This window comes from Massilia sp. Root418 (assembly GCF_001425265.1).
GTDB lineage: Bacteria > Pseudomonadota > Gammaproteobacteria > Burkholderiales > Burkholderiaceae_D > Rugamonas.
In genome coordinates this window covers 428112-449246 of sequence record NZ_LMEC01000026.1, presented here as the reverse complement: position 1 = coordinate 449246, position 21135 = coordinate 428112, and the positions used below count along the sequence as shown (strand labels likewise).

Genomic DNA, 21135 nt, shown 5'->3' with positions numbered 1-21135 from the left:
AGTAAATTGGATCGTGCATGGCTGGCGGCTGCTGGCTGTTTATAACTGATGGCGATAGCATATTGCAACGCGCAAAGGGCTGCAAGTAATATTGATAATGATTCTCATTCACTGTATCATCTGCGCACAGCCAGCCATGCCCGCGCCACCGCCAGCAAGTCACCCATCCACCAATGAGGAACGCGATGCAAGACTTGATTTTCGCGGCCGCGCCGCCTGCTGTCCGCGTCAAGCGCGCCGGCGCAAGCCGCGCGCTGAGGGCCGCCGTCAATATGCGGGAAGAGGACAGCTACATCCGCCAGCGCGTGCTGGACACGCTGCTGCGCGAGGACGTGCGCGGCTGCGTCAGCCAGGCCACCCTGGCGGGGGCAGCGCAGTTGGCCGGCTACCCCGGCGCCTGGGCCCGGCCGGACGGCGCGCAATGGCTGCGGCTGCCGCATTTCCAGGGCGGCGTGCTGTGGATACCGGTGCAGCCGGCGCGCTTCCTGCAGCAATGGCGCAGCACCGCCGCGCCGCTGCTGTGGCAGGAGGGCATGCGCTACACCGAGCTGCTGGTGCTGGACGATATCGTGGCGTGCTTCGCGCGCGGCCTGGCGCCGCCGGCGCAGGAACCGTTCTCGTCCTTGGCGGCCGAGTGCCGCACGGCGGTCGGGCACCGCCGCATTGCCGAGGCGGTGCGCGAGCGCTGGTTCGGCGCGTTGCGGCTGCAGAAGCTGGATGTGCATGAACTGGATTGGAGCGCATCGCTGCTGCATTACCAGCGCGTGGCGGCCTTTCACGACCATCCGCTGCACCCCACGGCGCGCGCCAGGCCAGGTTTCGACCGCGCGGCGCTGGAAGCCTACGGGCCGGAAAGCCAGCAGCCGTTCCAGCTGCGCTGGCTGGCGCTGCCGCGCGGCCCGGCGCGCGCGGATGGGGAGGGCGAGGGGTGGCCGGCCGCCTGGCCGACCTTTGCCGACGTGGGGCTGCCGCCACAGCTGGCGCACAGCCATGCGCTGGTGCCGGTGCATCCGTTTTTGTGGGGCACGCGGCTGGACGCCATGCTTGAAGCGTGCGGCCTGGCCGGGCAGCCTGCGCAGGGTGCGCAGGCTGTCCAGGCGCCGCTGCCCTGGATGACGGTGGCGTCCACGCTGCTGGTGCGTACCGTGGCGCTGCTGGAGGCGCCGGGTTGGCATCTGGAGCTGCCGCTGACGACAGGCACGCTGGGGACCATGGAGCCGGGCGCCGCCAGCGACGGTTGCGCCATCCAGCGCCTGCTGGCAGACATCGCCGCGCGCGAGCCGGCCTGCGCGCAACACGTCCTGTTCACCAGTGAGCGGGCTTGCGGCTACGCCGCGCAGCAGGGCTTCCCCGGCTACGTACTGCGGCGCTACCCGGCGGCGGCGCTGAAAGGCTGCGCCGTGGTGCCGGTGGCGGCGCTGGGCGCCGGCACGCCCGAGGGCGGCATCGTGGCGCAGGCGCTGGCGCTGCGCTACTACGGCGGCGACCTGCCGGCCTTCTTCGACGAGTATCTGGAGCTGACGCTGGGCCTGCATCTTCGGCTGTGGCTGCGCTACGGCGTCGCGCTGGAATCAGACCAGCAGAATACGCTGCTGGTGCTGAAGCAGCGCGGCAAGCGCTTGCGGCTGCTGTTGGAGAGCCACGGCACCGCCCGCGTCCGCACCGGCCACCTGGCGCAGCGCTGGCCGCAGCTGGCCGGGCACGTGGCGCAGCTGCGGAATCCGGACGTTGCGGTGGACCAGGAGCTGGCGCTGGCCAGGACGTTCATCGCCGGCACGCTGCAGCTGAATATCGCGGTGCTGGCGGAGCGTTACGCGCAAGCGCTGAAGGTGGAGCCGTCCGCGTTGCACCGGTGCGTGCGGGCCTGCGTGGAGCGTGTGCTGGCGCGGCTGGAGGCGGAAGGGGAGCAGGTGGCGCTGGCGCGCCGGCTGCTGCTGGAAGAAGACAGCCTGTATCTGAAACGCCTGCTGCTGGCTGGCGGAGACGGCGCCGCGCCTAATTTCCTGCGCGGCGCCGGCCGGTAGTTTCAGCAGCCGATGCAGCAGCCGATGCAGCAGCTCATTAAAGCCAGTAATCCATAAACCGCGCCGACCATTCCTTCATGCGCAGGCTCCAGGGGCGGTGGCGCCACTGTTCCAGTTTCACTTCGGTGGAGTTGCGCAAGTCTTCCTGGAAGGCGCGCTCCATTTCGGCGCCGAAGGACTCGCCCATCACGATCACGCTCACTTCGCTGTTGTGCAGGAAGCTGCGCGTGTCGAGGTTAGTCGAGCCAACCGTGGACCAGACGCCGTCGATCACGGCGGTCTTGGCGTGCAGCACGGCCAGCTTGAGCTCGTGGATCTTCACGCCGGCCTGCAGCAGCTCGTCGTACTTGGCGCGCCCGGCGTGCCATACCAGGCCGCTGTCGGACACGCTGGGCAGCACCAGCCGCACATCCACGCCGCGTTTGGCGGCGTCGGTCAGCGCGCTCATGGTCTGCTCGTCCGGCACGAAATAGGCCATGGTGATGTGGATGGATTTTTTCGCCTCCTGCATCGCCAGCAAATAGGCCTTGAAGATTTCAAACTTGCCGCCCGGCGCGCTGCCCAGTACGCGCACGATGCGGTCGCCCGCGATCACCGGGGTGGGGAAGTAGTCGGCATCGCGCAGGTCGTCGCTGTCCTGCTGGGCCCAGGCCTGGATGAACAGCCACTGGAAGGCCGCCACGGCCGGGCCTTCGATCTTCACGTGGGTGTCGCGCCAGCCGACGTCCTTCTTGTCGGTGGGCTTGGTCTTGGAGCGGAACGGCGAGCTCTTCGAATAGGTGTCGCTGATGTTGATGCCGCCGGTGAAGGCCACCTTGCCGTCCACGATCAGGATCTTGCGGTGGTCGCGGTTGTTGACCTTCCAGCCGTTGCCGCGCACCTTGGCCGGATTGACGGGATTGAACGCCACCAGCCTGATGCCGCCGGCGCGCATGCGGTCGAAGAAGGCTTGCGGCACGCCGATGGTGCCCACGCTGTCGTAGATGATGTTGACGGTGATGCCCTCGGCCTGCTTCTTGAGCAGCAGGTCGGCGAACTGATTGCCCAGTTCGTCCTCGTCGAAGATATAGGTCTCGAAATTGATGTTGTTCTTGGCCGAGTCTATCGCCTTCATCATCTCCTTCATGGTGGCCGGGCCGTCGAACAGCAGCTGCACCTTGTTGCCCGCGATCAGGGGCACGCCGGTGGCGGCTTCTTCCAGCGCCGCCTGCTGCGCCAGGTCCAGCGCGCCCTTGGCCCAGCGCTTCTTGAGCAGCGATTCGCTGGTGTTGGCGGACAGCTTGCCGTTCGCGGTCTGGATGCGCGGCGGGGCCGACACGGCGGCCTTGGCCTTGGCATTGTCCGCCTCCACCGTCGGCAGGGATGCGCACGCCACCAGGGACCAGCAGGTCAGGAGCGTCGCCAGCCAGCAGCGCGCGTTTGGGAGTGTCATGCGCAGTGTCATGAATTATCTCTTCACGGAAGTCTCATCCGGCAATATGGGGGCCGTATCCCTGGCACCAAGGAAGAAGTCGACCGGCGCCGCAATGAAGCGGCGGCCCAGGGCTTTCAGCAGGGCAAAGCCATGCTTGAAGCGCACCTGCCGGGAGCGCAGCGCCACCCACAGCGCCAGCGAGAAACTGACCAGCAGGTTGACCGCGCCGATGGCCAGGAAACCCGATACGGACTTCAACACCAGTTGCCAGCTGACATTGTGATCCAAGGCCACAATTGCTGTCGCGAAGTTGGCGGAGGAGAAAGTAACGTGGCGGATATCAAGCGGCAGGCCCAGCAGGAAACCCAGGGTGCCCATGCTGCCCAGCAGGATGCCGAAGTAGAAATTGCCCATCAGGCCGCCCAGGTTGTTCTCCAGGTACACGGCCAGGCGGTCCAGGCGCTTCTGGCCGATCAGGCGGCCCAGGCCGCGGCGCTGCGAGATGCGCTGGGCGAAGCGGGTGTACAGTGCCTTGTTGTCGTAATAGCCCGAGATCAGGCCGGCCAGGAACAGGCACACGCCGGCCACGGCCGCGTACAGCAGGGCCGGGCTGCCGACCGGGTCGATATCGTGCAGCAGGTGCATGGCCTTCTCGGGCGACACCAGGTGGCGGCCGGTGAGGCGCTGCCAGCCGAAGGCGATTAGCCAGGCGGTGGGGATGGCAGTGGCCAGGTTGCCCAGCACCGCCCATACCTGGGTGCGGAACACCTTGTTGACCAGGTCGGCCATGCTGTCCACGTCGAGGTATTTGCCGTCGCGGCTTTGCAGCCCGGTGGCGATGCGCGAGGCCGTCATGGCCGGCTGCTTGGTGGCCACCGTGAAGTGCAGCAGGTGGATGAACATGAAGCCCAGCGAATAGTTCATGCTGAACAGGAAGGCTTCCACCAGCGGCGCGGCGCGCAGGTAGGACATCAGGATCTTGAACAGCGCCATGAAGCCGATGATGAGGCCGGCGCCGGCCGAGGACAGGAACATGCCGCCCAGCTGGCCGCGGTTGTCGGCCACATAGTGCTCGCCGGTGCGGCTGGCGTTCTCGGTGACGTTGCGCGCCAGCAGGTGGATGTTGTCGGCCAGCAGGTCGCGCACGGTGTACTTCTTGTTGTGCGCTTCGATCAGTTCCAGCATCAGGGCCACCCCGGCCGCGCGGCGCTCGCTGGCCGGCGCGTGCAGCAGGCCGCCGGAAGTGTCGACCAGGAACAGCAGCTTGCGCAGGCGGTCGATGCTCTGGGTCAGGGTCACCAGCAGGTAGGTCAGCGCGATGCTGGTGCCTTGCGCCAGCGCCTTCTTGCGGATCTTGGCCACCACGGCGTCGCACTGGTCCAGCATCACCAGCAGGTGGGCGGCGTCCTCCACCTGTTCGGCCTGGCCGGCCAGCAGGCGCTGGTAACCGTCCAGGTAGGCGTTCACTTCGCGGTTCTGCTCGGTGAACGGGGAATCGAAGACTTCGATTTCGGTGTGGAAGTTGGTCAGCTTCGGTTCCAGGCCGATGGCGGCCACGCGGTAGGACAGGGTGCGCACCGCGTCCAGCAGGCCGGCCAGCATCACGTTGCGCATGCCGGGTACGGCGGTGAAGATGATGTCGAACAGGTCCAGCCAGTCGGCGGCGGGGACGGCGCTGATCCAGAGATAGTCCGTTTCCTCGTGGGCCAGCTGGTCGAGCGCGTCGCTCAGGTACTCGTCGCCCAGCGCGGGCGGCAGCAGGCGGTAGGCGATGCGGCGCTTGAGTTCGGTAAAGAAACCGTCGTTCGACAGCACGCCGATCTCGGTGTACAGGCTGGAATGGCGGCGCGCGGTCAGCAGGCGCAGCACATAATCGCGCAGCGCCTGTGCGTGCCCGGCATCGGCCTTGAGCAGGCGGGTCAGGGTGCGGACATTGGCGATGGCCTGCGCGGCGTCGGAAGGGCGCCTGGGGCGCAGCGTATTGAAAAGTTGAACCAGCGTATCGATGCTGGTGGTCGCATCGGAGATGCTTTCAAGAATATTAAGCATGCCCGTAGTCTACCCGAAATGCTGCAACCGCACATTTCCGAACCGCAAAGTTGCACCGAAAATGGGGTCAGGGTTAATTAATTTTCCAGGAAAATTAATTAACCCTGACCCCATTTTTTGTTCAGCAGAGGTTGATTTTGGCGGCGGCCTGGCGCAGTTCGGCGCGGAAGTCGGGGTGGGCGATGCTGATGAGCTCGTCGGCGCGCTGGCGCGCGGATTTGCCGCGCAGCTGGGCCACGCCGTATTCGGTCACCACGTAGTTGATGTCGTTCTTGCCGGTGGTGACGTGGGTGCCGGGCGTGAGCGTGGGGACGATGCGCGAGATGGTGCCGTCCTTGGCCGTCGAGGGCAGTACGATGAAGGCCTTGCCGCCGCGCGAGCGGTTGGCCGCGCGCACGAAGTCGACCTGGCCGCCGGTGCCGGAGTAGGGCAGGTGGGCGATGCTTTCGGAGCCGCACTGGCCCAGCAGGTCGATCTGCAGGCTGGCGTTGATGGCGATCAGCTTGTCGTTCTGGCCGGCGATATAGGGGTCGTTGGTCGTGTTGACGGGGTGCATTTCCAGCATGGGGTTGTGGTGCATGTAGTCGTACAGGCGCTTGGAGCCGAGCGCGAAGGTGGCCACCATCTTGTTGGGCAGCCAGGTCTTCCTGCGGTTGGTGACCACGCCCGCTTCCACCAGGTTGAGGATGCCGTCGCCTATCATTTCGGTGTGGATGCCGAGGTCGCGCTTGGAAGTCAGCTGCATCACCACGGCGTCGGGGATGCCGCCGTAGCCGATCTGCAGGGTGGAGCCGTCTTCTATCATGTCGGCCACGTATTTGCCGATGGCTTCCTGCACCGGGCCGATCTTCGGCAGGCCCACTTCAATGATGGGCTCGCTGCTTTCGACCAGCGCCGCCACCTGGGAGATGTGGACGTGGCACTGGCCGTGCGCGAAGGGCACGTTGGGGTTGACTTCGAGCACCACCGCGCGCGCCTGCTGCACGGCGGCCATGGTGTAGTCGGCGCCCAGGCTGAGCGAGAACCAGCCCTGCTCGTTCATCGGCGAGGCCATGGAGAACACCACGTCGGACGGGATCTGCCTGCGTTCGATCAGGCTGGGCAGTTCGGAGAAGTAGGCAGGAATGAAGTCGGCCCAGCCGGCCTGCCCGGCCGCGCGCGAGGCGCCGCCGAAGAACAGGGCCACGTGGCGCACGTGCTGCACGGTGTCGCAGTCGAAGTAGGCGTATTTGCGCAGGGCAAGAATTTGCGACACCTTGACGTCGCGGAAGCGGCGCCGCTGTTCGGACAGTTCGGTCAGCAGGGCGGGCGGCTCACCGGCGCCGGACGGCACGATGATGAAGTCGCCGTCGCGCACGTGCTGGATGGCGTCGCTGGCGGACATGCGCTTGCTGGCGTATTGCGCGGCGTACTGGGATGCTGCGGTGCTCATGGCTGGTCTCCGGACTATTAAAAGGGTAGTTTTTTCTAAACTATACCCCTGCCGCCATGATGTATATCAACCGGACGACAATTGATCGGCGCAAATGTGAGCGCGCGCACAGAAACACCGGTCCCGCCAGGCGTACTCTGTACTCATCATGAAAACCGCACTTTGGACCGCCGTGTTGTTCTCTCCGCTGGCTGTGCTGGCGCAGGAGCAATCGTCCCCGTCGGCCGTCAACGTCTATGGCGTGGTCGATGCGGGCGTGGTGGCCGAGCGCGGCTGCGTCACGGGATGCGCCAAGACCAAGGTCAGCAGCGGCGTGGCCGGCGCATCCCGGCTCGGCATCACCGGCAAGGAAGACCTGGGCGGCGATGTGCGCGCGGTCTATACGCTGGAGGCGGGCGTGGGCGCGGACACCGGCCAGTCCGAGGAGGGCCGGCTGTTCGGCCGCCAGGCCTTCGTGGGCCTGGAAAGCCGCTGGGGCGCCATTACCCTGGGGCGCCAGTACAATCTGCAGTACGAAACCCTGATCGACGTGGCGGATCCTTTCCGCGGCGGCATGGCCGGCACGGCAACCAACCTGGCCGGCTACACCACGCGCCGCTACGACAATACCGTGAAATATTCCACGCCGCAGGTACGCGGCTGGAGCGCCAGCGCCATCTACAGCTTCGGCGAGTCGCCTTACAGCACCCGCTACAACCGCGCCTACGGTGCCACCATCGGCTATGAGCACGGGCCGTTCATGCTGCGCGTGGCGCACCAGCGCAAGAACAATCTGTCGGACGCCACCGGCGTGGTGCCGGCGGTCGATTACTCCTCGCGCAATACGCTGGTGGCGGCCAATTTCAACATGAAGGCGGCCACGCTGTACGCCGCCTACGGGGTGAACCGGGGCATCGGCAGTTCGCCCTGGGATGCGAACAATCCCTACGGCGCGCTGGTGACGCCCATGCCCACCAATAACAGCCACGACATCCTGGCCGGCATCGCCATTCCCCGCGGGGCGGCCACTTTCATGGTGTCCTACATCCACAAGAACGACCGCACCCTGGCCAACCAGGACGCGGACCAGATCGCGGCCGGCATGACCTATGCGCTGTCCAAGCGCACCAGCCTGTACGCGGCCTACGCCAAGATCAAGAACAAGAACGGCGCCGGCTACACGGTGGGCAACGCCACCGACAAGGGCAAGGGCAACAGCGGGATCAACCTGGGCCTGCGCCACGCATTCTGAGCGGCTGTGCTACAGTCGAAGACTGTGATCAACAACCGCCCGGAATTTGTACATGTACCTCACCTATTTCAACGGCAGCTGGAGCGAAGGCAACAGCCCGCTGTTCGGCGCCATGGACCACAGCGTCTGGCTCGGCTCTTCCGTTTTCGACGGCGCGCGTTCGGTGCGCGGCCATATGCCCGACCTGCGCCCGCACCTGGAGCGCGTGGTGCGCTCGTCCACCAGCGTGGGCCTGGTGTGCCCGCTGAGCGTGGATGAGATGGAAAAGCTGGTGCGCGAGGGCGTGGCCAAGTTCCCGCCGGACGCCGAGCTGTACATCCGCCCGCTGGTGTTCGGCACCGACGGCCTGCTGATACCCGTGGCCGAGAAGTCGGCGTTCGCGCTGACCCTGTTCGATGCGCCGATGCCGCCGTTCACCGGCTTCTCGGCCTGCCTGTCCAGCCTGCGCCGTCCGGATGCCGACATGGCGGTGGCCGACGCCAAGGCGTCCGCGCTGTACGCCAACTCCACCAAGGCGCTGCGCCTGGCCAAGGAGCGCGGCTACGACAACGCGGTGATGGTGGACAGCCAGGGTAACGTGGCCGAGTTCGCCACGGCCAATCTGTTCTTTGTCACCCCGCAGGGCAAGGTGGTGACGCCGGTGCCGAACGGCACTTTCCTGTCGGGCATCACCCGCGCGCGCGTAATCAAGCTGCTGGCCGAGGCCGGCGTGCCGGTGGAAGAGCGTTCGGTGAAGCCGGAGGAACTGCTGACGGCGCTGGAGATCTTCAATACCGGCAACTACGGCAAGGTGACGCCGTGCGTGCGCTATGAAGACCGCACGCTGCCGGTGGGCCCGGTGGCCACCCAGGCGCGCGATCTGTACTTCGCCTTCATGGACGCGGCCTGATCAGTTTTTCGGCGTGCAGACCGGGCTGATCAGGCGCCCGGCGCTGTCGATGGTCATGCTTTCCTGCTTGCCCTGCACCGTGCCTGACATATTCATGCGCATGGTGTAGGCGCTGTCGCCCTGGAACAGCACCTGGCCGCTGCCGGTGGACGGCGGGTTGCTGCAGGTGAAGCTGATGTTCAGGCCGCCCGGTATCGGGGTCTGGCTGGTCTTGCAGTCGCCTTGCTGTCCGGCGGGCAGCTCTTTTTTCTCCGCCATTTCCTTCGTCACGCAGTAGCTGATCTTCATGCCGCCGTCGGCGCTGCCGGTGAGGGCGATGCCTTGCCTGGCCATCATGGCTTCCAGCATCTTGCGCTGCTCGGGCGGCAGGCCGGCGAGCTGTTTCTGCGCCTCGGCCAGGGCGCTGGCGTTGGCGCCTTGGGCGTTCTGGACTTTATTGGTGATTTCCCACAGGCCGGGGCGGATGCTTTGCGCCGACGCGGGGAAAATGAAAGCGGCCGCAAGGGCTGCGGCCGTGAGGGTGTTGCGGTGGACAGGGCAGAAGGATGGCATGGCGGCTCCCGTTAAGTAGGCGCCAGCATACCCCAATCAGCCCCGGCTTTGCGGTTCGGCGACGAAGATCTCCACGCGGCGGTTGCGGGCGCGGCCCGCATCGTCGTTGTTGGAGGCGATCGGTTCGCGCGACCCCTTGCCTTCCACCACGATACGGGTCGGCGACACGCCGCGCGCAGCCAGGTAGTCGCGCGCGTTGGAGGCGCGGTCGATCGACAAGGGCTGGTTGATGGCGTCGCTGCCGGTGCTGTCGGTATGGCCGATGATGCTGACCGTGGCGGCAGGATTTTCGTTCAGCGTGGTGGCAAAACGGTCCAGGATGGGGCGGAAATTCGATTTGATATCGGCCCGTCCGGTGTCGAACGAGATATCGCTTGGAATTTCCAGGCGCAGGCGGTTGTCGTCGGTCTTGCTGACCTGGACCCCGGTGCCTTGCGTGGCCTGCTCCATGGCGCGCTTCTGGTTCTCCATGCGGGTGGACCAGATATTGCCGATGACAGCGCCTGCCGCCGCGCCGATCAGCGCGCCGCCCGTCGTGCGGCCACTGCTGTGGCTGCCGGTGGTGCCGCCGATCAGCGCGCCCAGCGCGGCGCCCGCGCCGGCCCCGGTGGCCGTGCCGCGCTGGGTGGCGGACATGTCGGCGCAGCCGGTGCTGGCGAGGGCGACGGCCAGCGCCATCGCGCCGGCCAGCGCTTTTTTACTGCTGTTGATGCTGAGTTGGTTCATAGACGTTCCTTAGGCTAAATGCCGCGTCCGCTTATCAGGCGCAGCAAGATCATAATGATAGCCACTACCAGCAGAATGTGGATGAAGCCGCCGACGGTATAAGAAGTCACCAGGCCCAGCAGCCAGAGGATGATGAGTACTACAGCGATGGTGTATAGCATGATAGTGGTCCTCTCGTCTTGATGTTGATTTAGGAGTTGTCAGTATCGGCGCATGCCGCATGCCGTTCTGTACGGTGCCGTACATTAACGGACATTTCTTAGCCGTGGCGCAGATCGCCTTTCACCACGCGCACGCGTTCACCCTGCTGCCAGTTCGGCGCGCTGCGGTGGAAGGTGCGGTAGCTGCCGTCATCCATGCGCACCTTGATGGTGTAGCTGCGCGTGGCGCGCATATTGCCTTCCACCTGGTTGCCCACCACGGCGCCGCCTACGGCGCCTGCCACGGTGGCCAGCTGGCGGCCATGGCCGCCACCGATCTGGTGGCCCAGCAAGCCGCCCACCACGGCGCCGGCGCCGGCGCCCAGGCCGCTGCCCTGGGCGCGGGTGGTCACCTCGCGTACCGACTCGACCACGCCGCAGCTTTTGCAGACGGCGGGCGCGGCCTGCGCCACGCGGCGCGGCTCCGGCGCGGCTTCGGCGCGCGCGGGGGCGCGGTCGTCGCGGCCGTCGCGGTCGTAGACCGGTCCGCGCGCCGGTTCGGCGCTGGCGTAGGCGTCGCCCTGCGTGGCGGGCGGCGGCACCGGCGTCAGGCTGGAGCCGGGGCCGGGGCCGGGATGGTAGCCGGGATAGCCCACGGCGGCGTCGGCGGCGGGCTGCTGCGCCTGCGCGGCGGCGGCCAGCTGCTGCGGCGCAGGGTTGCTGCTGGAATTGGGCAGCCAGCCCATCAGCGCTGCGATGCCCACGCTGCAGAACAGGATGACGGCAAGCGCGGCGATCAGCAGCAGCGGGTGGTTGGAGCGGAGCGAGTTGGTGTTCATGATGTTTTCCTTGGCAGACTGATGCGTGGGATTTTCACCGCACAGGGCGCTTCGTTCAGTGCGTCAGCGTACATACATGGGAATTCAATGCCGTTACCCTTGATTTCATGATGAAGAAAAGTTAACTGTCGCTGACTCCCGCCACCCATGGACCTCACTATCGCCAATGCTCACAGCAGCATGCCGCCGCCGGACTTTGGCAACCGCCTGCTGGCCAGCTTGCCCGAAGACGACCTGCTGCACCTGGAATCGCTGTGCGAACAGGTGCACGCGGACGTCGGCGACGTGCTGTACGAGCCGGGCCAGGCCATCCAGTACATCTACTTCCCCAGCGACAGCCTGATTTCGCTGCTGGCCGTGGCGGAAGGGCGCATGACGCTGGAGGTGGGCTCGGTGGGACGCGAGGGCATGATAGGCTCGTCGGTGGCGCTGGGCCACGAACTGGCGCAAGTGCGCGCGGTGGTGCAGCGGGCCGGCCACGCGAGCCGCATCCACGCGGCCGACTTCTGCGCCGAGTTCGCGCGCATGGAGTCGCTGCAGCGCCTGCTGTACCGCTACACGGACACCCTGCTGGCGCAAGCCATCCAGATTGCCGTGTGCAGCCGCTTCCATGTGCTGGAGGCGCGCCTGGCGCGGTCCCTGCTGATCACGCGCGACCGCCTGCAATCGGAAAAATTCCACCTCACGCACGAGTTCCTGGCGCACGCGCTGGGGGTGCGCCGCGTGGGCGTGACCAAGGCGGCCAGCGCCCTGCAGAACCAGAAGCTCATCACTTACAGCCGGGGCAATATCGAGATCCTCGATTCGGCCGGGCTGGAGGCGGTGTCCTGCCGCTGCTACGAGATGGTGAAGGATACCGGCAGCATCGGCATGGCCAATGTGTTCCTGTGAGTGCCCCGCTGCCGCGCAGTCTGGGCAGCGGCAATAAAAAAAGGACTTCCGCGGAAGTCCTTTTTGCTGGCTGGCGCCGGCTTAGCGCGGCGGCTTGCTGACCTGGTTGCCGATCACGCCGCCCACGGCTGCGCCGCCGACGGTGCCGACCGCGGAGCCGCCGGACAGGACCGAGCCGGCCACGCCGCCGACTGCGGCGCCGACCGCGGTGTTCTTGTCTTGCTGGGACATGCCCGCGCAAGCGCTCAGGGACAGGATGGCGGCAATGGCCGCGAGGTGTTTGATGTGGTTCATGATGTTCTCCTTTATTTGAGGCGCATATCGTTGGTAACGCTCTTCACGCCGTTGATGCTGCGGGCCGCTGCCACGGCCTTGTCAATGTCCGCCTGCGAGGAAACGAAGCCGCTCAGCTGCACCGTGCCCTTGTAGGTTTCCACATTGATTTCGGACGCGTTCAGCTCCGGTTGGTTCACCATGGCGGCCTTGACGTTGGCGGTCAGAGCCGTGTCATCGATGTACTCGCCGGTGCTTTCCGACGTGGGCGTCGATGCGCAGCCCACCGTAGCAGCCAGCATCAGCGCGGCCAGCAGGGTGGGGATGGATTGCAGAGTTTTCATCGTTAGCTCCTTGTGAGATTGCGCCTGGCAACAGGCGCTTCCGACAGGCTCAGAATAGGCGCGCCCGGCAAAATGTTCTGTTCGCCATCGCACGCTGGGTCATTGTTTGCGCGCCTGCTTGCCCTGCAGCGTCTTGCCCGGCGGCGGCGCCACCGGCTTGGCGCGTGCCTGCGCCAGCAGGCGGCCGCATTCGCTGTCCTTGCCGGGGCCGGTGTTAATGAGCGGCAGCAGTGCCGCCACCGGCGCCGCCGCCACCGCCAGCGCCACCGCGCCGCCGGCTTTCATGGCCAAGCTACCCTTGTCCACGCTCACGTCGGGATTCTTGAAGGTGCCCGTCACGTGCAGCGGCGAGCGCAGGGTGATGATGCGCAAGCCCTTGCTGTCGGGCTTGAGCGTGAGGTTGAGCTGCTCGCTGGCCAGGTTTACGGTGCCGTTGACGCCGATCACCGCGTCCTCGGTGTCGACTATGAATTCGCGCGTTTGCGCCAGGCCGTTGGTGACGGCGAAGTCGGCCGCCATGCAGTTGATTTTCACCTGCTTGTCGCCGGACAGCTTGGTCAGCACCACGTTGCCCAGGTTCAAGCCCATCTGTTCCAGCAGCAGCTTGCTGATGCTGCCCTGGTTGATCAGCGCCTTCACTTCGCCGTTGGAGGCCGCCAGCAGGGTGGCCACGGAATTGCCGGTGGCGCTCAGCGAGGTGTCGCCGTTGATCTCGCCCACGCTGGCTTTCAGGCCGTCCAGGGTGGGGAACAGTTCCTTGAGCTTCAAGTGGCGCGCGCTGGCCTTGAGCTCGGCGCGGATGGCGTCCTTCTCGCTGCGGCCGCTGCCGTCGAGCTTGACGTTCGAGGCCAGCGTGCCGCCGGCCCAGTCGAAGTTGAGCGGCGTCAGCGCGATCACGCCATCCTTCAGGTGGATGTCGGTGACCAGGTTGGCGATCGGCAGCTGCTTTTCGCGCACGATGCGCTCGGCCTTGAACTTCACGTCGGCGTCGATGCTGGTCCAGCGCTCGGTACGGAATTTTTCCACCGGCAGCACCTTGCCGCTGGGCTGCACGGCGGGCAGGCCGCGCGCCTGCTTGCTGGCGTTGGAGTCGGCGCCCACCAGCGGGCCCAGGTCGGCGAACTGCAGCAGGCGCGAGCGCACGTCGCCGCTCAGGTAGCCGCGCGGCTGCTTCTGCTGGTATTCCAGGTGGCCGCCGATGTCGCTGGAGCCGACCTTGCCGGTAAACTTGTCGTAGATGTAGTGGCCCTTGTCCTTGCCCAGCGTGGCCGTCAGGTGGCCGGAGGTGGTGAAGGGCGGGGTCTCCGGCAGCACGATGCCGGTCAGCCCGTACAGGCGCGCCATGCTGGGGCCGGACAGGGTCAGCTTCATGTCCAGCGCGGCCAGCGCGGTGGGCTTGGTCAGCGTGCCCTCCACGGCAATGCGGGTGCCGCCCAGGTTGACGTCGGCCGCGACCGGGTAGGGCGTGGTCTGCTGCCGCAGCGACAGCACCGCGCCGGCCTTGCCGCTGCCGGTGATGGGGGCGCCGTGCCACTGGCCCTTGAGTTTCCAGGACACGCCGTAGGCGGGGTCGGCATTGATGGTGTCGAGCTCGGCGGTCGCCTCGGCCTTGGCCACCGCGTCCCGGTAGTGCACGGTGCCCTTGGTAAAGACCACGCGCTCCAGGTCCAGGTGCCACGGCGAGGGCTTGTCCTTCTTTTCGAAGGTCCAGTTGTTCCTGCCGTCCCCGCTGCGCTGCAGCAGCACGGTGGGCGAGGCGAAACGCAGCACCGGGATGGAAATCTCCTTGTTCAGCAGCGCAAAGGGATTGAGCGAGAAGGAGAACTCGCCCACGCTGGCCATCTCGGCCGGCTGCATGCCGGCCGGGTTGCCGAGGTGGACGTCTTTCGCCACCAGGTGCGGCCACGGCAGGCGGTCGCGCCAGCTGCGTTCGCGTTCGGGCACGATCTGCTTTTCCCACGTCAGCGCCAGGTCGCCGTTGATGGAGAAGGGGCGGCCGATGGCCTCGCTGGTCTTCTCGCTGAGCCACGGGCGGGCGCGGTTCCAGTCGTAATTGAGCAGCACGATCAGGGCCACGGCCGGCACGGCAATCAGCGTGCCACCGATGGCAAGGGCGATTTTTGTTCTGCGGGGCATGGACATGGCGGGGCCTTTCATACTGGGAGCATGGGCACAGCCTACACCACGCATGGCGGGTGCAATGTGCGGCACCGTACTGAATGGGTTCTCCAGAACGCTTATAACGTGCATACCCCTCATACATTCAAGGAGAAAAATAATGAGCACTCCGCTGCGTATGCAATCCACCTCCGCCATATGCGGCCTGGCCCTGCTGATGCTGGCCGGCTGCGCCAGCCAGAAGGCGCCCGCCACTGCCGATGTGGCCGTGTCGCGCGCGGCGGTCGAGAACGCCACCTCGGCCGGCGCGGCTGAACTGGCCCCGGCCGAGATGACGTCGGCCCGCGAAAAAATGCTGCGCGCCAACCAGGCACTGGCCGCCAAGGATTACCAGTCCGCGCGCGACCTGGCCACGCAGGCCCAGGCCGATGCCCGCCTGGCGCAGAGCAAAGCCAACTCGGCCAAGGCCACGGCGGCCGCCGACGCGCTGCAGGAAAACATCCGCGTGCTGCGCGAAGAGCTGGACCGCGCCAACACCACGACGGTGAAGTAAGTCCCCAGATCAGCCATCAAACAAGCCAGGAGAACAACATGAAGATGATATTCAAACCAGCCGCGCTGGCGCTGGCCATCGCACTGGGCGCTTGCAGCTCGGCGCCTACCACCACCAGCCTGCTGGACCAGACCCGCGGCGACTACATGGCCGCGCAGAACAACCCGGCCGTGGCGCAGTATGCGCCGGTGGAATTCCGCCAGGCCACGGCAGCGCTGGACCGCGCCAACGAGGCGGCAGCGCGCAAGGACGACGCGTCCGAGGTCGACAAGCTGGCCTACATCGCCAAGCAGCGCATCGGCGTGGCGCAGGAAGTGGCCAAGCAGAAGGGCGCCGAGGCGCAGGTGGCCGATGCGGCGCGCCAGCGTGACCAGATCCGCCTGGATGCGCGCACCGCCGAGGCGGAAAACGCCAAGCGCAGCGCCGAGCAGGCCCAGGCGCAGGCAGAGGCGGCCCGCAGCCAGGCCGACGCGGCCCGCATGGCCACCGAAGCCCAGGCCAGTGCCGCGCGCGACGCGCAAGCCAAGGCTGACGCCCTGGCGGCCCAGCTGGCCGACCTGCAGGCCAAGCAGACCGAGCGCGGCATCGTCATCACCTTTGGCGACGTGCTGTTCAACACCGACCAGGCCGTGCTGACCGAAGGCGGCCAGCACACGCTGCGCAAGCTGGCCGACGTGCTGAAACAGAACCCGGACCGCAACGTCATGGTGGAAGGCTTCACCGACAGCACCGGCACCTCGGCGCACAACCTGGAACTGTCGCAGCGCCGTGCGGAAGCCGTGCGCAGCGCGCTGATGGGCATGGGCATTGAAGGCACCCGCGTGGCCACCCGCGGCTACGGCGAAGCCTATCCCGTGGCAGGCAACGACTCGGCCGGCAGCCGCCAGCTGAACCGCCGCGTAGAAATCGTGCTGTCCGACGCGGGCCGCCCGGTCAATTCGCGCCGATGAATCCGCAATTGCATCACTTGAAAAGGAACTGTCATGGCTGAATCCACACTCACCCCACCCGCCGGCATCGATACGGCAGCCATCCGCGCGGCAGCGCAAAACCTGTCGGACGGGCCCGTCACGGCCGGCTACAAGGGCGACCGGGAGGCAGTCATCAAGATGCTGAACGGTGCCCTGGCAACCGAGCTGGTCTGCATTCTGCGCTACAAGCGCCACTACTACACGGTGGCCGGGCGCGACAACGCCGGCGTGAAAGCCGAGTTCCTTGAGCACGCCATGGAGGAACAGGAACACGCCGACTGGCTGGCAGAGCGTATCATTCAGTTAAATGGCCAGCCCGATTTTAATCCGGCAACGTTGCTCGATCGCAGCCATGCCGAGTATGATGACTCAGCAGAGGTGCAATCGATGGTGCGCGCCAACCTGATCGCCGAACGGGTGGCCATCGAGTCCTATCGCCAGATGATCGAGCAGATTGGCGACTCGGACCCGACGACCAGGCAATTGTTGATCAAGATCATGGCAGTCGAAGAGGAACACGCCGACGATATGCGGGATCTGCTCGAATAATTGCCCGGGAGTTTGCCCGGGATTGAACCCGTTTTTTTGCAGTACGTTTTTACCCACCATAACAACAGGAGTCCATCATGCTTGAAAATAACATCAGTACCGTGAACAACGACGTGAAAACCCTGGTCAAGGACGCCCAGGCGTTGTTCACCGCAGCCACCGCGCTGACCGGCGAGAAGGCCGAAGAACTGCGCGGCCGCGGCATGCGCGCGCTGGACACGGCGCTGGCCAAGGCCCACGAGGCGCAGCAGAGCGCCGTTGCGGCCGGCAAGCAAATGGCACAGACGACCGACGCCTACGTCAAGGAAAACCCATGGCGTTCGATCGCGCTGGCGGCCGGCGTGGGCCTGCTGGTGGGTGTGATCCTGGGCCGCAAATAATTGCGCGTGCCAGGAGCTGACATGGAGCAACCCGCATCGCCCGCCCCTGGCTTGATCGGCTCGCTGGCCGGCGTGTTCCGCAACACGGCGCGGCTGATCCTGTCGCGCATCGAACTGGCGGCACTGGAGCTGTCCGAGGTGCGCGAGCACCTGGTGCAGCTGTCGGTGGTGTTTGCGCTGGCGCTGGTGGCCGGCTGGTTCGCGGTGGCCTTTACCACGGCCACCGTGGTCTATCTGGCGTGGGAAGCGATCGGCTGGAAGATCCTGCTGATCCTGGCTGCGGTGTTCATTATCCTCACCCTCTGGCTGGTGATGATGGCACGCGGCCTGCTGCGGCAGAACAAGCTCGGCCTGCCGATGACCATGGCGGAGCTGCAGAGCGACCGCGACATGCTCTTGTAGGCCGGCGCGGAATGGAGAAGCCATGAACAATGTGGAACGGGCGGCCCTGGCGGCCGCCAAGGAAAAGCTGGTGCTGGAAGGCCAGCTTTACCGCGTCAGCGTGGTGCACGCCAAGGCCCAGGTGGCACATGCGCTGCGTCCCGATGCCATCGTGCACAGCGCGATCGAACACGCGCTGGGCGCCGTGCAGCACCGTTTCGCCGGCTTGTTCGGCGGCGGCGCGCGCCCGGGTACGCATGCGGAAGAGGGCGCCAGCGCAGGGCTGGGCGGGCTGGCCAGCCTGGCCGGCATCATTGGCCTGGTCAAGGGCATGGGCCTGACCCGGGCGCTGCCGGTCGCCATCCGGGTCGGTTCCTTTGTGGCGCGGCGCCGCCTCGTCAAGCCGGCCTTGCTGGCCGGCGCGGCGGCCCTGGCTGCCGGGCTCTGGCTGTCGCGCCGCAAATAGCGCTGCCCGGCTGAGGCCCATGAAAAACGCCGCGGAGGCCGTTCAGGCTCCGCGGCGTTTTTTTGTGCAGTGCCATGTCATTGGCCGCTGGTGTCGTAGACTTCCTGGCGGGGGTTGTTGGCATTGGCGATCTGCTGGCGCATATTGCCGAGGTCGGCCACATACGTGGCTTGCGCTTCTTTCATGCAATCGCTGCGTTCCTCGCGGGACAGCTGCTTGCATTCGGCGCGCGCTTCGGCCAGCGCGGCCTGGATTTCCTTGCGCAGCGTCGCCATCTGCTGGGCTGGGGTGCGGTCTTCGCGGCTCCAGCGGGCCGGTTCGCCGCGCTTGATTTCCTGCTTCTGGTGGGCCGCCACTTCGGGTGGCGTAACTTGCGCCTGCGCCGCACAACAGGCGGCCAGCATGGCGATGACGAGTGGTCTTTTCATAGCGTTCTCCTATGGCTTATAGCCTGCCCGTAAAGAGCATGAACAGCAGGATCAGCACGATCACTGCGGTGATGCCACTGGGCGCATACCCCCAGTTGCGGCTGTGCGGCCAGGCCGGCAGCGCGCCGATCAGTAGCAGGACTAATACGATGAGGATAATGGTGCCCATGACTTTTTCTCCTTGATTTATATAGTTTATGTGCTTCTGCGCTGCTTAGTAGCGATACACGCGGCCGTCGACCATGCGCACGCGGTTGCCCACGCGCAGGTCATACACGCTGTCCTGGTTGATGGTGCGGTATTCGCCGTTGTCGAGCCGCACCGTGATCTGGTAGGCGTCGTAGGGCTGGTTGCGGTTGCGTTCCACGTTGTTGCCCACCAGTGCGCCGCCGATGGCGCCGGCTGCGGTGGCGGCGGTACGGCCGCTGCCGGAACCAACCTGGTTGCCCACCAGCGCGCCGACCAGGCCGCCGGTGACGGCACCGACTCCACTGGTGGCGGGATCGATGCGCACGATCTGGATCGCATCGATGACGCCATAAGTGGAGTCGTTGCTGGCAGTGGAGTAGTTGGTGGAATTTACCGGGGTGCTGGAGCAGCCGGTGATGAGGGCGGAAGCAGCGATCATCAGTGCCGCAACGGTTTGCGTTGTCTTCATGTCGATCTCCTGAAAAGTGTGCTTACAGCATAGTCAGCTTGACAGTGAGGGTCTGTGCGATGACGCACGAAGCCTTACGGCGCCTGGGCTTGTTGCTCTCGCTGAAAATAAATCGTGGTGTGTACGCTAGCGTACAGATGACATGGCGCGCCTGGCCGATACTGCAGACTGCTCAGTTGAGCACTCGCCAACCAAGGAGAACAACCATGAAGATCGCTCAAAAATTTGCAACCGCCGTATTTACCGCCGCCACCCTGTTTGCTGTGGTCGGCTGCGCGTCCAGCCCGACGAAAGAAGGCGCCGGCGAATACGTCGACGACACCGTGCTGACCACCAAAGTGAAGGCCAGCATCTTCAACGAGCCTACCCTGAAGTCGACCGAGATCAATGTCGAGACCTTCAAAGGCACCGTGCAGCTGAGCGGCTTCGTGGCCCAGCCAGGCGACATCACCAAGGCCGGCGAAATTGCGCGCGGCGTGGCCGGCGTGAAGTCGGTCAAGAACGACATCCGCGTGAAGTAAGCATGCGGCCGGCGCTGTCCCTGCGGGGATGGTGCCGGCAAGCGAAAGACCATGATGCACGCCAACGACGCAACACCCCGCCCTCTGGAATCGGCGGCGGCATCACTTCCGGATTCCCCGCCCGACGGGGCGCCACGCCTGCCGCTGCACGTGCATGCGCGCGGCCTCGCGCTAGGTGTCATCGCCACCGTGGCGTTCCTGTATGCGCTGCAGTGGGCCAAGGAATTCCTGGTGCCGTTGCTGCTCGGCATCTTCATCGCTTACACATTGAACCCGCTGGTCTGCTGGCTGGAACGCATCCGCATTGCGCGCCCGATCGGCGCCACGCTGGTGACGGTGGCCATCCTGTGCGGTTCCGCCTTCACCGCCGACAAATTGCACGGCGAATTCCAGAACATCATGGAAGAGCTGCCCACTGTCACGCACAAGCTGTCGCGGCTGATGTCCGACAAGCTGGGCAAGGGCCCCAGCACGCTGGAGCGCATCCAGGCCGTGGCCACCGAGATCGAGCAGGCCGCTTCGGGCGGCGTCAAGCGCACCGTGCGCAAGGCCATCCCGGCCGAGCAGGGCGGCATCAAGGTGATCGACTGGGTATGGGCCGGTTCGATGGGCGTGGCCGGCTTTGTCAGCCAGGCCGCGATGGTGATCTTCCTGGTGTTTTTCCTGCTGCTGGCGGGCGACACCTTCAAGCGCAAGCTGGTCAAGCTGACCGGCCCGTCGCTGACCAAGAAGAAAGTCACCGTGCACATCCTGGAGGACATCAACAGCAGCATCCAGAGCTATATGTTCATGCTGCTGGTGACCAACGTGCTGCTGGCCTTGCTGATGTGGATGGCCTTGCGTGCCATCGGCCTGGAGAACGCGGGCGCCTGGGCCATCGTGGCCGGCCTGCTGCACCTGATGCCTTACTTCGGCCCCCTGCTCATCACCAGCGCCACCGGCGTGGTGGCCTTCCTGCAATTCGAGTCCCTGCAGATGGTGCTGCTGGTGACCGGCGCCTCGCTGGCCATCGCCACCCTGGTGGGCACCTTCGTCACCACCTGGATGACGGGCCGCATCGCCCGCATGAACCCCGCCGCCGTGTTCGTCAGCCTGCTGTTCTGGGGCTGGCTGTGGGGCGTGTGGGGCCTGCTGCTGGGCGTGCCCGTGATCGTCATCGTCAAGGTGGTGGCCGAGCGCGTGGAAGGCATGGAAGTGGTGGCCGAGCTGCTCGGCGAATAGCGACGGCGGGGCGCTGGCCAAGTTTAGCGTGCCTGCCGGTTGAATTTCTCTGGACACCGGCGTATAAAATCAGATGCGTCCCACC

25 protein-coding genes are annotated in these 21135 nt (G+C 65.8%); 12 read left to right on the top strand and 13 right to left on the bottom strand.

Annotated features, from left to right (window positions below):
• The first annotated feature begins 185 nt into the window (after nucleotides 1–185).
• Nucleotides 186–2024: an IucA/IucC family protein gene (locus ASC94_RS30535; protein ID WP_056405066.1), complete on the top strand. Its 1839-nt coding sequence runs from the start codon at nucleotides 186–188 to the stop codon at nucleotides 2022–2024.
• Between the two features lie 37 nt (nucleotides 2025–2061).
• Here the strand turns inward: ASC94_RS30535 and cls are convergent, their stop codons facing one another.
• The 3 genes from cls to ASC94_RS30520 form a co-directional block, all read right to left on the bottom strand.
• Nucleotides 2062–3456, bottom strand: a complete 1395-nt coding sequence (gene cls / locus ASC94_RS30530; protein ID WP_056405064.1) for a cardiolipin synthase — start codon at nucleotides 3454–3456, stop codon at nucleotides 2062–2064.
• A 15-nt stretch (nucleotides 3457–3471) separates the two neighbouring features.
• Nucleotides 3472–5487: a site-specific recombinase gene (locus tag ASC94_RS30525; protein WP_056405062.1), complete on the bottom strand. Its 2016-nt coding sequence runs from the start codon at nucleotides 5485–5487 to the stop codon at nucleotides 3472–3474.
• Between the two features lie 121 nt (nucleotides 5488–5608).
• On the bottom strand, nucleotides 5609–6919 hold the full coding sequence (locus ASC94_RS30520; protein ID WP_056405060.1) for an acetyl-CoA hydrolase/transferase family protein: 1311 nt from the start codon (nucleotides 6917–6919) through the stop codon (nucleotides 5609–5611).
• Nucleotides 6920–7067: 148 nt separating this feature from the next.
• On the opposite strand from ASC94_RS30520, the gene ASC94_RS30515 reads away from it, so the two are divergent.
• On the top strand, nucleotides 7068–8150 hold the full coding sequence (locus tag ASC94_RS30515) for a porin (protein ID WP_056405057.1): 1083 nt from the start codon (nucleotides 7068–7070) through the stop codon (nucleotides 8148–8150).
• 52 nt (nucleotides 8151–8202) lie between these two features.
• The gene (locus ASC94_RS30510; protein ID WP_056405056.1) at nucleotides 8203–9039 is read left to right on the top strand and encodes a branched-chain amino acid aminotransferase; all 837 of its coding nucleotides are present in this window, start codon (nucleotides 8203–8205) and stop codon (nucleotides 9037–9039) included.
• Here the strand turns inward: ASC94_RS30510 and ASC94_RS30505 are convergent, their stop codons facing one another.
• The 4 genes from ASC94_RS30505 to ASC94_RS30495 all read right to left on the bottom strand — a co-directional run bounded on the left by ASC94_RS30505 (nucleotide 9040) and on the right by ASC94_RS30495 (nucleotide 11296).
• The gene (locus ASC94_RS30505; protein ID WP_056405055.1) at nucleotides 9040–9591 is read right to left on the bottom strand and encodes a DUF3617 domain-containing protein; all 552 of its coding nucleotides are present in this window, start codon (nucleotides 9589–9591) and stop codon (nucleotides 9040–9042) included.
• 36 nt (nucleotides 9592–9627) lie between these two features.
• On the bottom strand, nucleotides 9628–10317 hold the full coding sequence (locus tag ASC94_RS30500; RefSeq protein WP_056405054.1) for an OmpA family protein: 690 nt from the start codon (nucleotides 10315–10317) through the stop codon (nucleotides 9628–9630).
• 14 nt (nucleotides 10318–10331) lie between these two features.
• Nucleotides 10332–10478, bottom strand: coding sequence for a lmo0937 family membrane protein (locus ASC94_RS32890; RefSeq protein ID WP_107870886.1), 147 nt, complete (start codon nucleotides 10476–10478; stop codon nucleotides 10332–10334).
• 98 nt (nucleotides 10479–10576) lie between these two features.
• Nucleotides 10577–11296: a glycine zipper 2TM domain-containing protein gene (locus ASC94_RS30495; protein WP_056405051.1), complete on the bottom strand. Its 720-nt coding sequence runs from the start codon at nucleotides 11294–11296 to the stop codon at nucleotides 10577–10579.
• Between the two features lie 147 nt (nucleotides 11297–11443).
• On the opposite strand from ASC94_RS30495, the gene ASC94_RS30490 reads away from it, so the two are divergent.
• Entirely contained in the window at nucleotides 11444–12187 is a 744-nt protein-coding gene (locus ASC94_RS30490; RefSeq protein ID WP_056405049.1) for a Crp/Fnr family transcriptional regulator, read from the top strand.
• 81 nt (nucleotides 12188–12268) lie between these two features.
• On the opposite strand, the gene ASC94_RS30485 is transcribed toward ASC94_RS30490, so the two are convergent.
• The 3 genes from ASC94_RS30485 to ASC94_RS30475 all read right to left on the bottom strand — a co-directional run bounded on the left by ASC94_RS30485 (nucleotide 12269) and on the right by ASC94_RS30475 (nucleotide 14946).
• Nucleotides 12269–12481, bottom strand: coding sequence for a glycine zipper 2TM domain-containing protein (locus ASC94_RS30485; RefSeq protein WP_056405046.1), 213 nt, complete (start codon nucleotides 12479–12481; stop codon nucleotides 12269–12271).
• An 11-nt stretch (nucleotides 12482–12492) separates the two neighbouring features.
• Nucleotides 12493–12804: a BON domain-containing protein gene (locus tag ASC94_RS30480; protein ID WP_056405044.1), complete on the bottom strand. Its 312-nt coding sequence runs from the start codon at nucleotides 12802–12804 to the stop codon at nucleotides 12493–12495.
• A 99-nt stretch (nucleotides 12805–12903) separates the two neighbouring features.
• On the bottom strand, nucleotides 12904–14946 hold the full coding sequence (locus tag ASC94_RS30475; protein ID WP_056405042.1) for an AsmA family protein: 2043 nt from the start codon (nucleotides 14944–14946) through the stop codon (nucleotides 12904–12906).
• A 136-nt stretch (nucleotides 14947–15082) separates the two neighbouring features.
• Between ASC94_RS30475 and ASC94_RS30470 the strand changes: the two genes are divergently transcribed.
• From ASC94_RS30470 to ASC94_RS30445, 6 genes are all read left to right on the top strand, one after another.
• Nucleotides 15083–15475 (top strand): DUF4398 domain-containing protein, encoded by a 393-nt coding sequence (locus ASC94_RS30470; RefSeq protein ID WP_056405041.1) that lies wholly within the window; start codon nucleotides 15083–15085, stop codon nucleotides 15473–15475.
• 38 nt (nucleotides 15476–15513) lie between these two features.
• On the top strand, nucleotides 15514–16425 hold the full coding sequence (locus tag ASC94_RS30465) for an OmpA family protein (protein ID WP_056405039.1): 912 nt from the start codon (nucleotides 15514–15516) through the stop codon (nucleotides 16423–16425).
• Between the two features lie 33 nt (nucleotides 16426–16458).
• The gene (locus ASC94_RS30460; RefSeq protein WP_056405038.1) at nucleotides 16459–16995 is read left to right on the top strand and encodes a bacterioferritin; all 537 of its coding nucleotides are present in this window, start codon (nucleotides 16459–16461) and stop codon (nucleotides 16993–16995) included.
• A gap of 77 nt (nucleotides 16996–17072) precedes the next feature.
• Nucleotides 17073–17375, top strand: a complete 303-nt coding sequence (locus ASC94_RS30455) for a YqjD family protein (protein WP_056405037.1) — start codon at nucleotides 17073–17075, stop codon at nucleotides 17373–17375.
• A gap of 21 nt (nucleotides 17376–17396) precedes the next feature.
• Nucleotides 17397–17777 (top strand): phage holin family protein, encoded by a 381-nt coding sequence (locus ASC94_RS30450; RefSeq protein ID WP_056405036.1) that lies wholly within the window; start codon nucleotides 17397–17399, stop codon nucleotides 17775–17777.
• Nucleotides 17778–17799: 22 nt separating this feature from the next.
• On the top strand, nucleotides 17800–18222 hold the full coding sequence (locus tag ASC94_RS30445; RefSeq protein WP_056405035.1) for a hypothetical protein: 423 nt from the start codon (nucleotides 17800–17802) through the stop codon (nucleotides 18220–18222).
• A gap of 77 nt (nucleotides 18223–18299) precedes the next feature.
• On the opposite strand, the gene ASC94_RS30440 is transcribed toward ASC94_RS30445, so the two are convergent.
• The 3 genes from ASC94_RS30440 to ASC94_RS30435 are packed head-to-tail and all read right to left on the bottom strand — an operon-like array spanning nucleotide 18300 to nucleotide 19308.
• Nucleotides 18300–18650 (bottom strand): hypothetical protein, encoded by a 351-nt coding sequence (locus tag ASC94_RS30440; RefSeq protein ID WP_056405034.1) that lies wholly within the window; start codon nucleotides 18648–18650, stop codon nucleotides 18300–18302.
• 16 nt (nucleotides 18651–18666) lie between these two features.
• Nucleotides 18667–18819 carry a DUF3309 domain-containing protein gene (locus tag ASC94_RS32170; RefSeq protein ID WP_082616943.1) on the bottom strand — a complete coding sequence of 51 codons (153 nt, stop codon included), beginning with the start codon at nucleotides 18817–18819 and terminating at the stop codon, nucleotides 18667–18669.
• A 45-nt stretch (nucleotides 18820–18864) separates the two neighbouring features.
• Nucleotides 18865–19308 carry a glycine zipper 2TM domain-containing protein gene (locus ASC94_RS30435; protein WP_056405033.1) on the bottom strand — a complete coding sequence of 148 codons (444 nt, stop codon included), beginning with the start codon at nucleotides 19306–19308 and terminating at the stop codon, nucleotides 18865–18867.
• A 206-nt stretch (nucleotides 19309–19514) separates the two neighbouring features.
• On the opposite strand from ASC94_RS30435, the gene ASC94_RS30430 reads away from it, so the two are divergent.
• Together ASC94_RS30430 and ASC94_RS30425 are read left to right on the top strand one after the other, a co-directional pair.
• Nucleotides 19515–19829 carry a BON domain-containing protein gene (locus tag ASC94_RS30430; protein WP_056405032.1) on the top strand — a complete coding sequence of 105 codons (315 nt, stop codon included), beginning with the start codon at nucleotides 19515–19517 and terminating at the stop codon, nucleotides 19827–19829.
• A gap of 51 nt (nucleotides 19830–19880) precedes the next feature.
• Nucleotides 19881–21050: an AI-2E family transporter gene (locus ASC94_RS30425; protein WP_229417454.1), complete on the top strand. Its 1170-nt coding sequence runs from the start codon at nucleotides 19881–19883 to the stop codon at nucleotides 21048–21050.
• Nucleotides 21051–21135 lie beyond the last annotated feature (85 nt).

Bases quoted from the DNA above. Each gene is read 5' to 3' on its own strand.
- ASC94_RS30535 (WP_056405066.1), top strand. From the start codon at position 186: ATGCAAGACTTGATTTTCGCGGCCGCGCCGCCTGCTGTCCGCGTCAAG.
- cls (WP_056405064.1), bottom strand. From the start codon at position 3,456: ATGACACTCCCAAACGCGCGCTGCTGGCTGGCGACGCTCCTGACCTGC.
- ASC94_RS30525 (WP_056405062.1), bottom strand. From the start codon at position 5,487: ATGCTTAATATTCTTGAAAGCATCTCCGATGCGACCACCAGCATCGAT.
- ASC94_RS30520 (WP_056405060.1), bottom strand. From the start codon at position 6,919: ATGAGCACCGCAGCATCCCAGTACGCCGCGCAATACGCCAGCAAGCGC.
- ASC94_RS30515 (WP_056405057.1), top strand. From the start codon at position 7,068: ATGAAAACCGCACTTTGGACCGCCGTGTTGTTCTCTCCGCTGGCTGTG.
- ASC94_RS30510 (WP_056405056.1), top strand. From the start codon at position 8,203: ATGTACCTCACCTATTTCAACGGCAGCTGGAGCGAAGGCAACAGCCCG.
- ASC94_RS30505 (WP_056405055.1), bottom strand. From the start codon at position 9,591: ATGCCATCCTTCTGCCCTGTCCACCGCAACACCCTCACGGCCGCAGCC.
- ASC94_RS30500 (WP_056405054.1), bottom strand. From the start codon at position 10,317: ATGAACCAACTCAGCATCAACAGCAGTAAAAAAGCGCTGGCCGGCGCG.
- ASC94_RS32890 (WP_107870886.1), bottom strand. From the start codon at position 10,478: ATGCTATACACCATCGCTGTAGTACTCATCATCCTCTGGCTGCTGGGC.
- ASC94_RS30495 (WP_056405051.1), bottom strand. From the start codon at position 11,296: ATGAACACCAACTCGCTCCGCTCCAACCACCCGCTGCTGCTGATCGCC.
- ASC94_RS30490 (WP_056405049.1), top strand. From the start codon at position 11,444: ATGGACCTCACTATCGCCAATGCTCACAGCAGCATGCCGCCGCCGGAC.
- ASC94_RS30485 (WP_056405046.1), bottom strand. From the start codon at position 12,481: ATGAACCACATCAAACACCTCGCGGCCATTGCCGCCATCCTGTCCCTG.
- ASC94_RS30480 (WP_056405044.1), bottom strand. From the start codon at position 12,804: ATGAAAACTCTGCAATCCATCCCCACCCTGCTGGCCGCGCTGATGCTG.
- ASC94_RS30475 (WP_056405042.1), bottom strand. From the start codon at position 14,946: ATGTCCATGCCCCGCAGAACAAAAATCGCCCTTGCCATCGGTGGCACG.
- ASC94_RS30470 (WP_056405041.1), top strand. From the start codon at position 15,083: ATGAGCACTCCGCTGCGTATGCAATCCACCTCCGCCATATGCGGCCTG.
- ASC94_RS30465 (WP_056405039.1), top strand. From the start codon at position 15,514: ATGAAGATGATATTCAAACCAGCCGCGCTGGCGCTGGCCATCGCACTG.
- ASC94_RS30460 (WP_056405038.1), top strand. From the start codon at position 16,459: ATGGCTGAATCCACACTCACCCCACCCGCCGGCATCGATACGGCAGCC.
- ASC94_RS30455 (WP_056405037.1), top strand. From the start codon at position 17,073: ATGCTTGAAAATAACATCAGTACCGTGAACAACGACGTGAAAACCCTG.
- ASC94_RS30450 (WP_056405036.1), top strand. From the start codon at position 17,397: ATGGAGCAACCCGCATCGCCCGCCCCTGGCTTGATCGGCTCGCTGGCC.
- ASC94_RS30445 (WP_056405035.1), top strand. From the start codon at position 17,800: ATGAACAATGTGGAACGGGCGGCCCTGGCGGCCGCCAAGGAAAAGCTG.
- ASC94_RS30440 (WP_056405034.1), bottom strand. From the start codon at position 18,650: ATGAAAAGACCACTCGTCATCGCCATGCTGGCCGCCTGTTGTGCGGCG.
- ASC94_RS32170 (WP_082616943.1), bottom strand. From the start codon at position 18,819: ATGGGCACCATTATCCTCATCGTATTAGTCCTGCTACTGATCGGCGCG.
- ASC94_RS30435 (WP_056405033.1), bottom strand. From the start codon at position 19,308: ATGAAGACAACGCAAACCGTTGCGGCACTGATGATCGCTGCTTCCGCC.
- ASC94_RS30430 (WP_056405032.1), top strand. From the start codon at position 19,515: ATGAAGATCGCTCAAAAATTTGCAACCGCCGTATTTACCGCCGCCACC.
- ASC94_RS30425 (WP_229417454.1), top strand. From the start codon at position 19,881: ATGATGCACGCCAACGACGCAACACCCCGCCCTCTGGAATCGGCGGCG.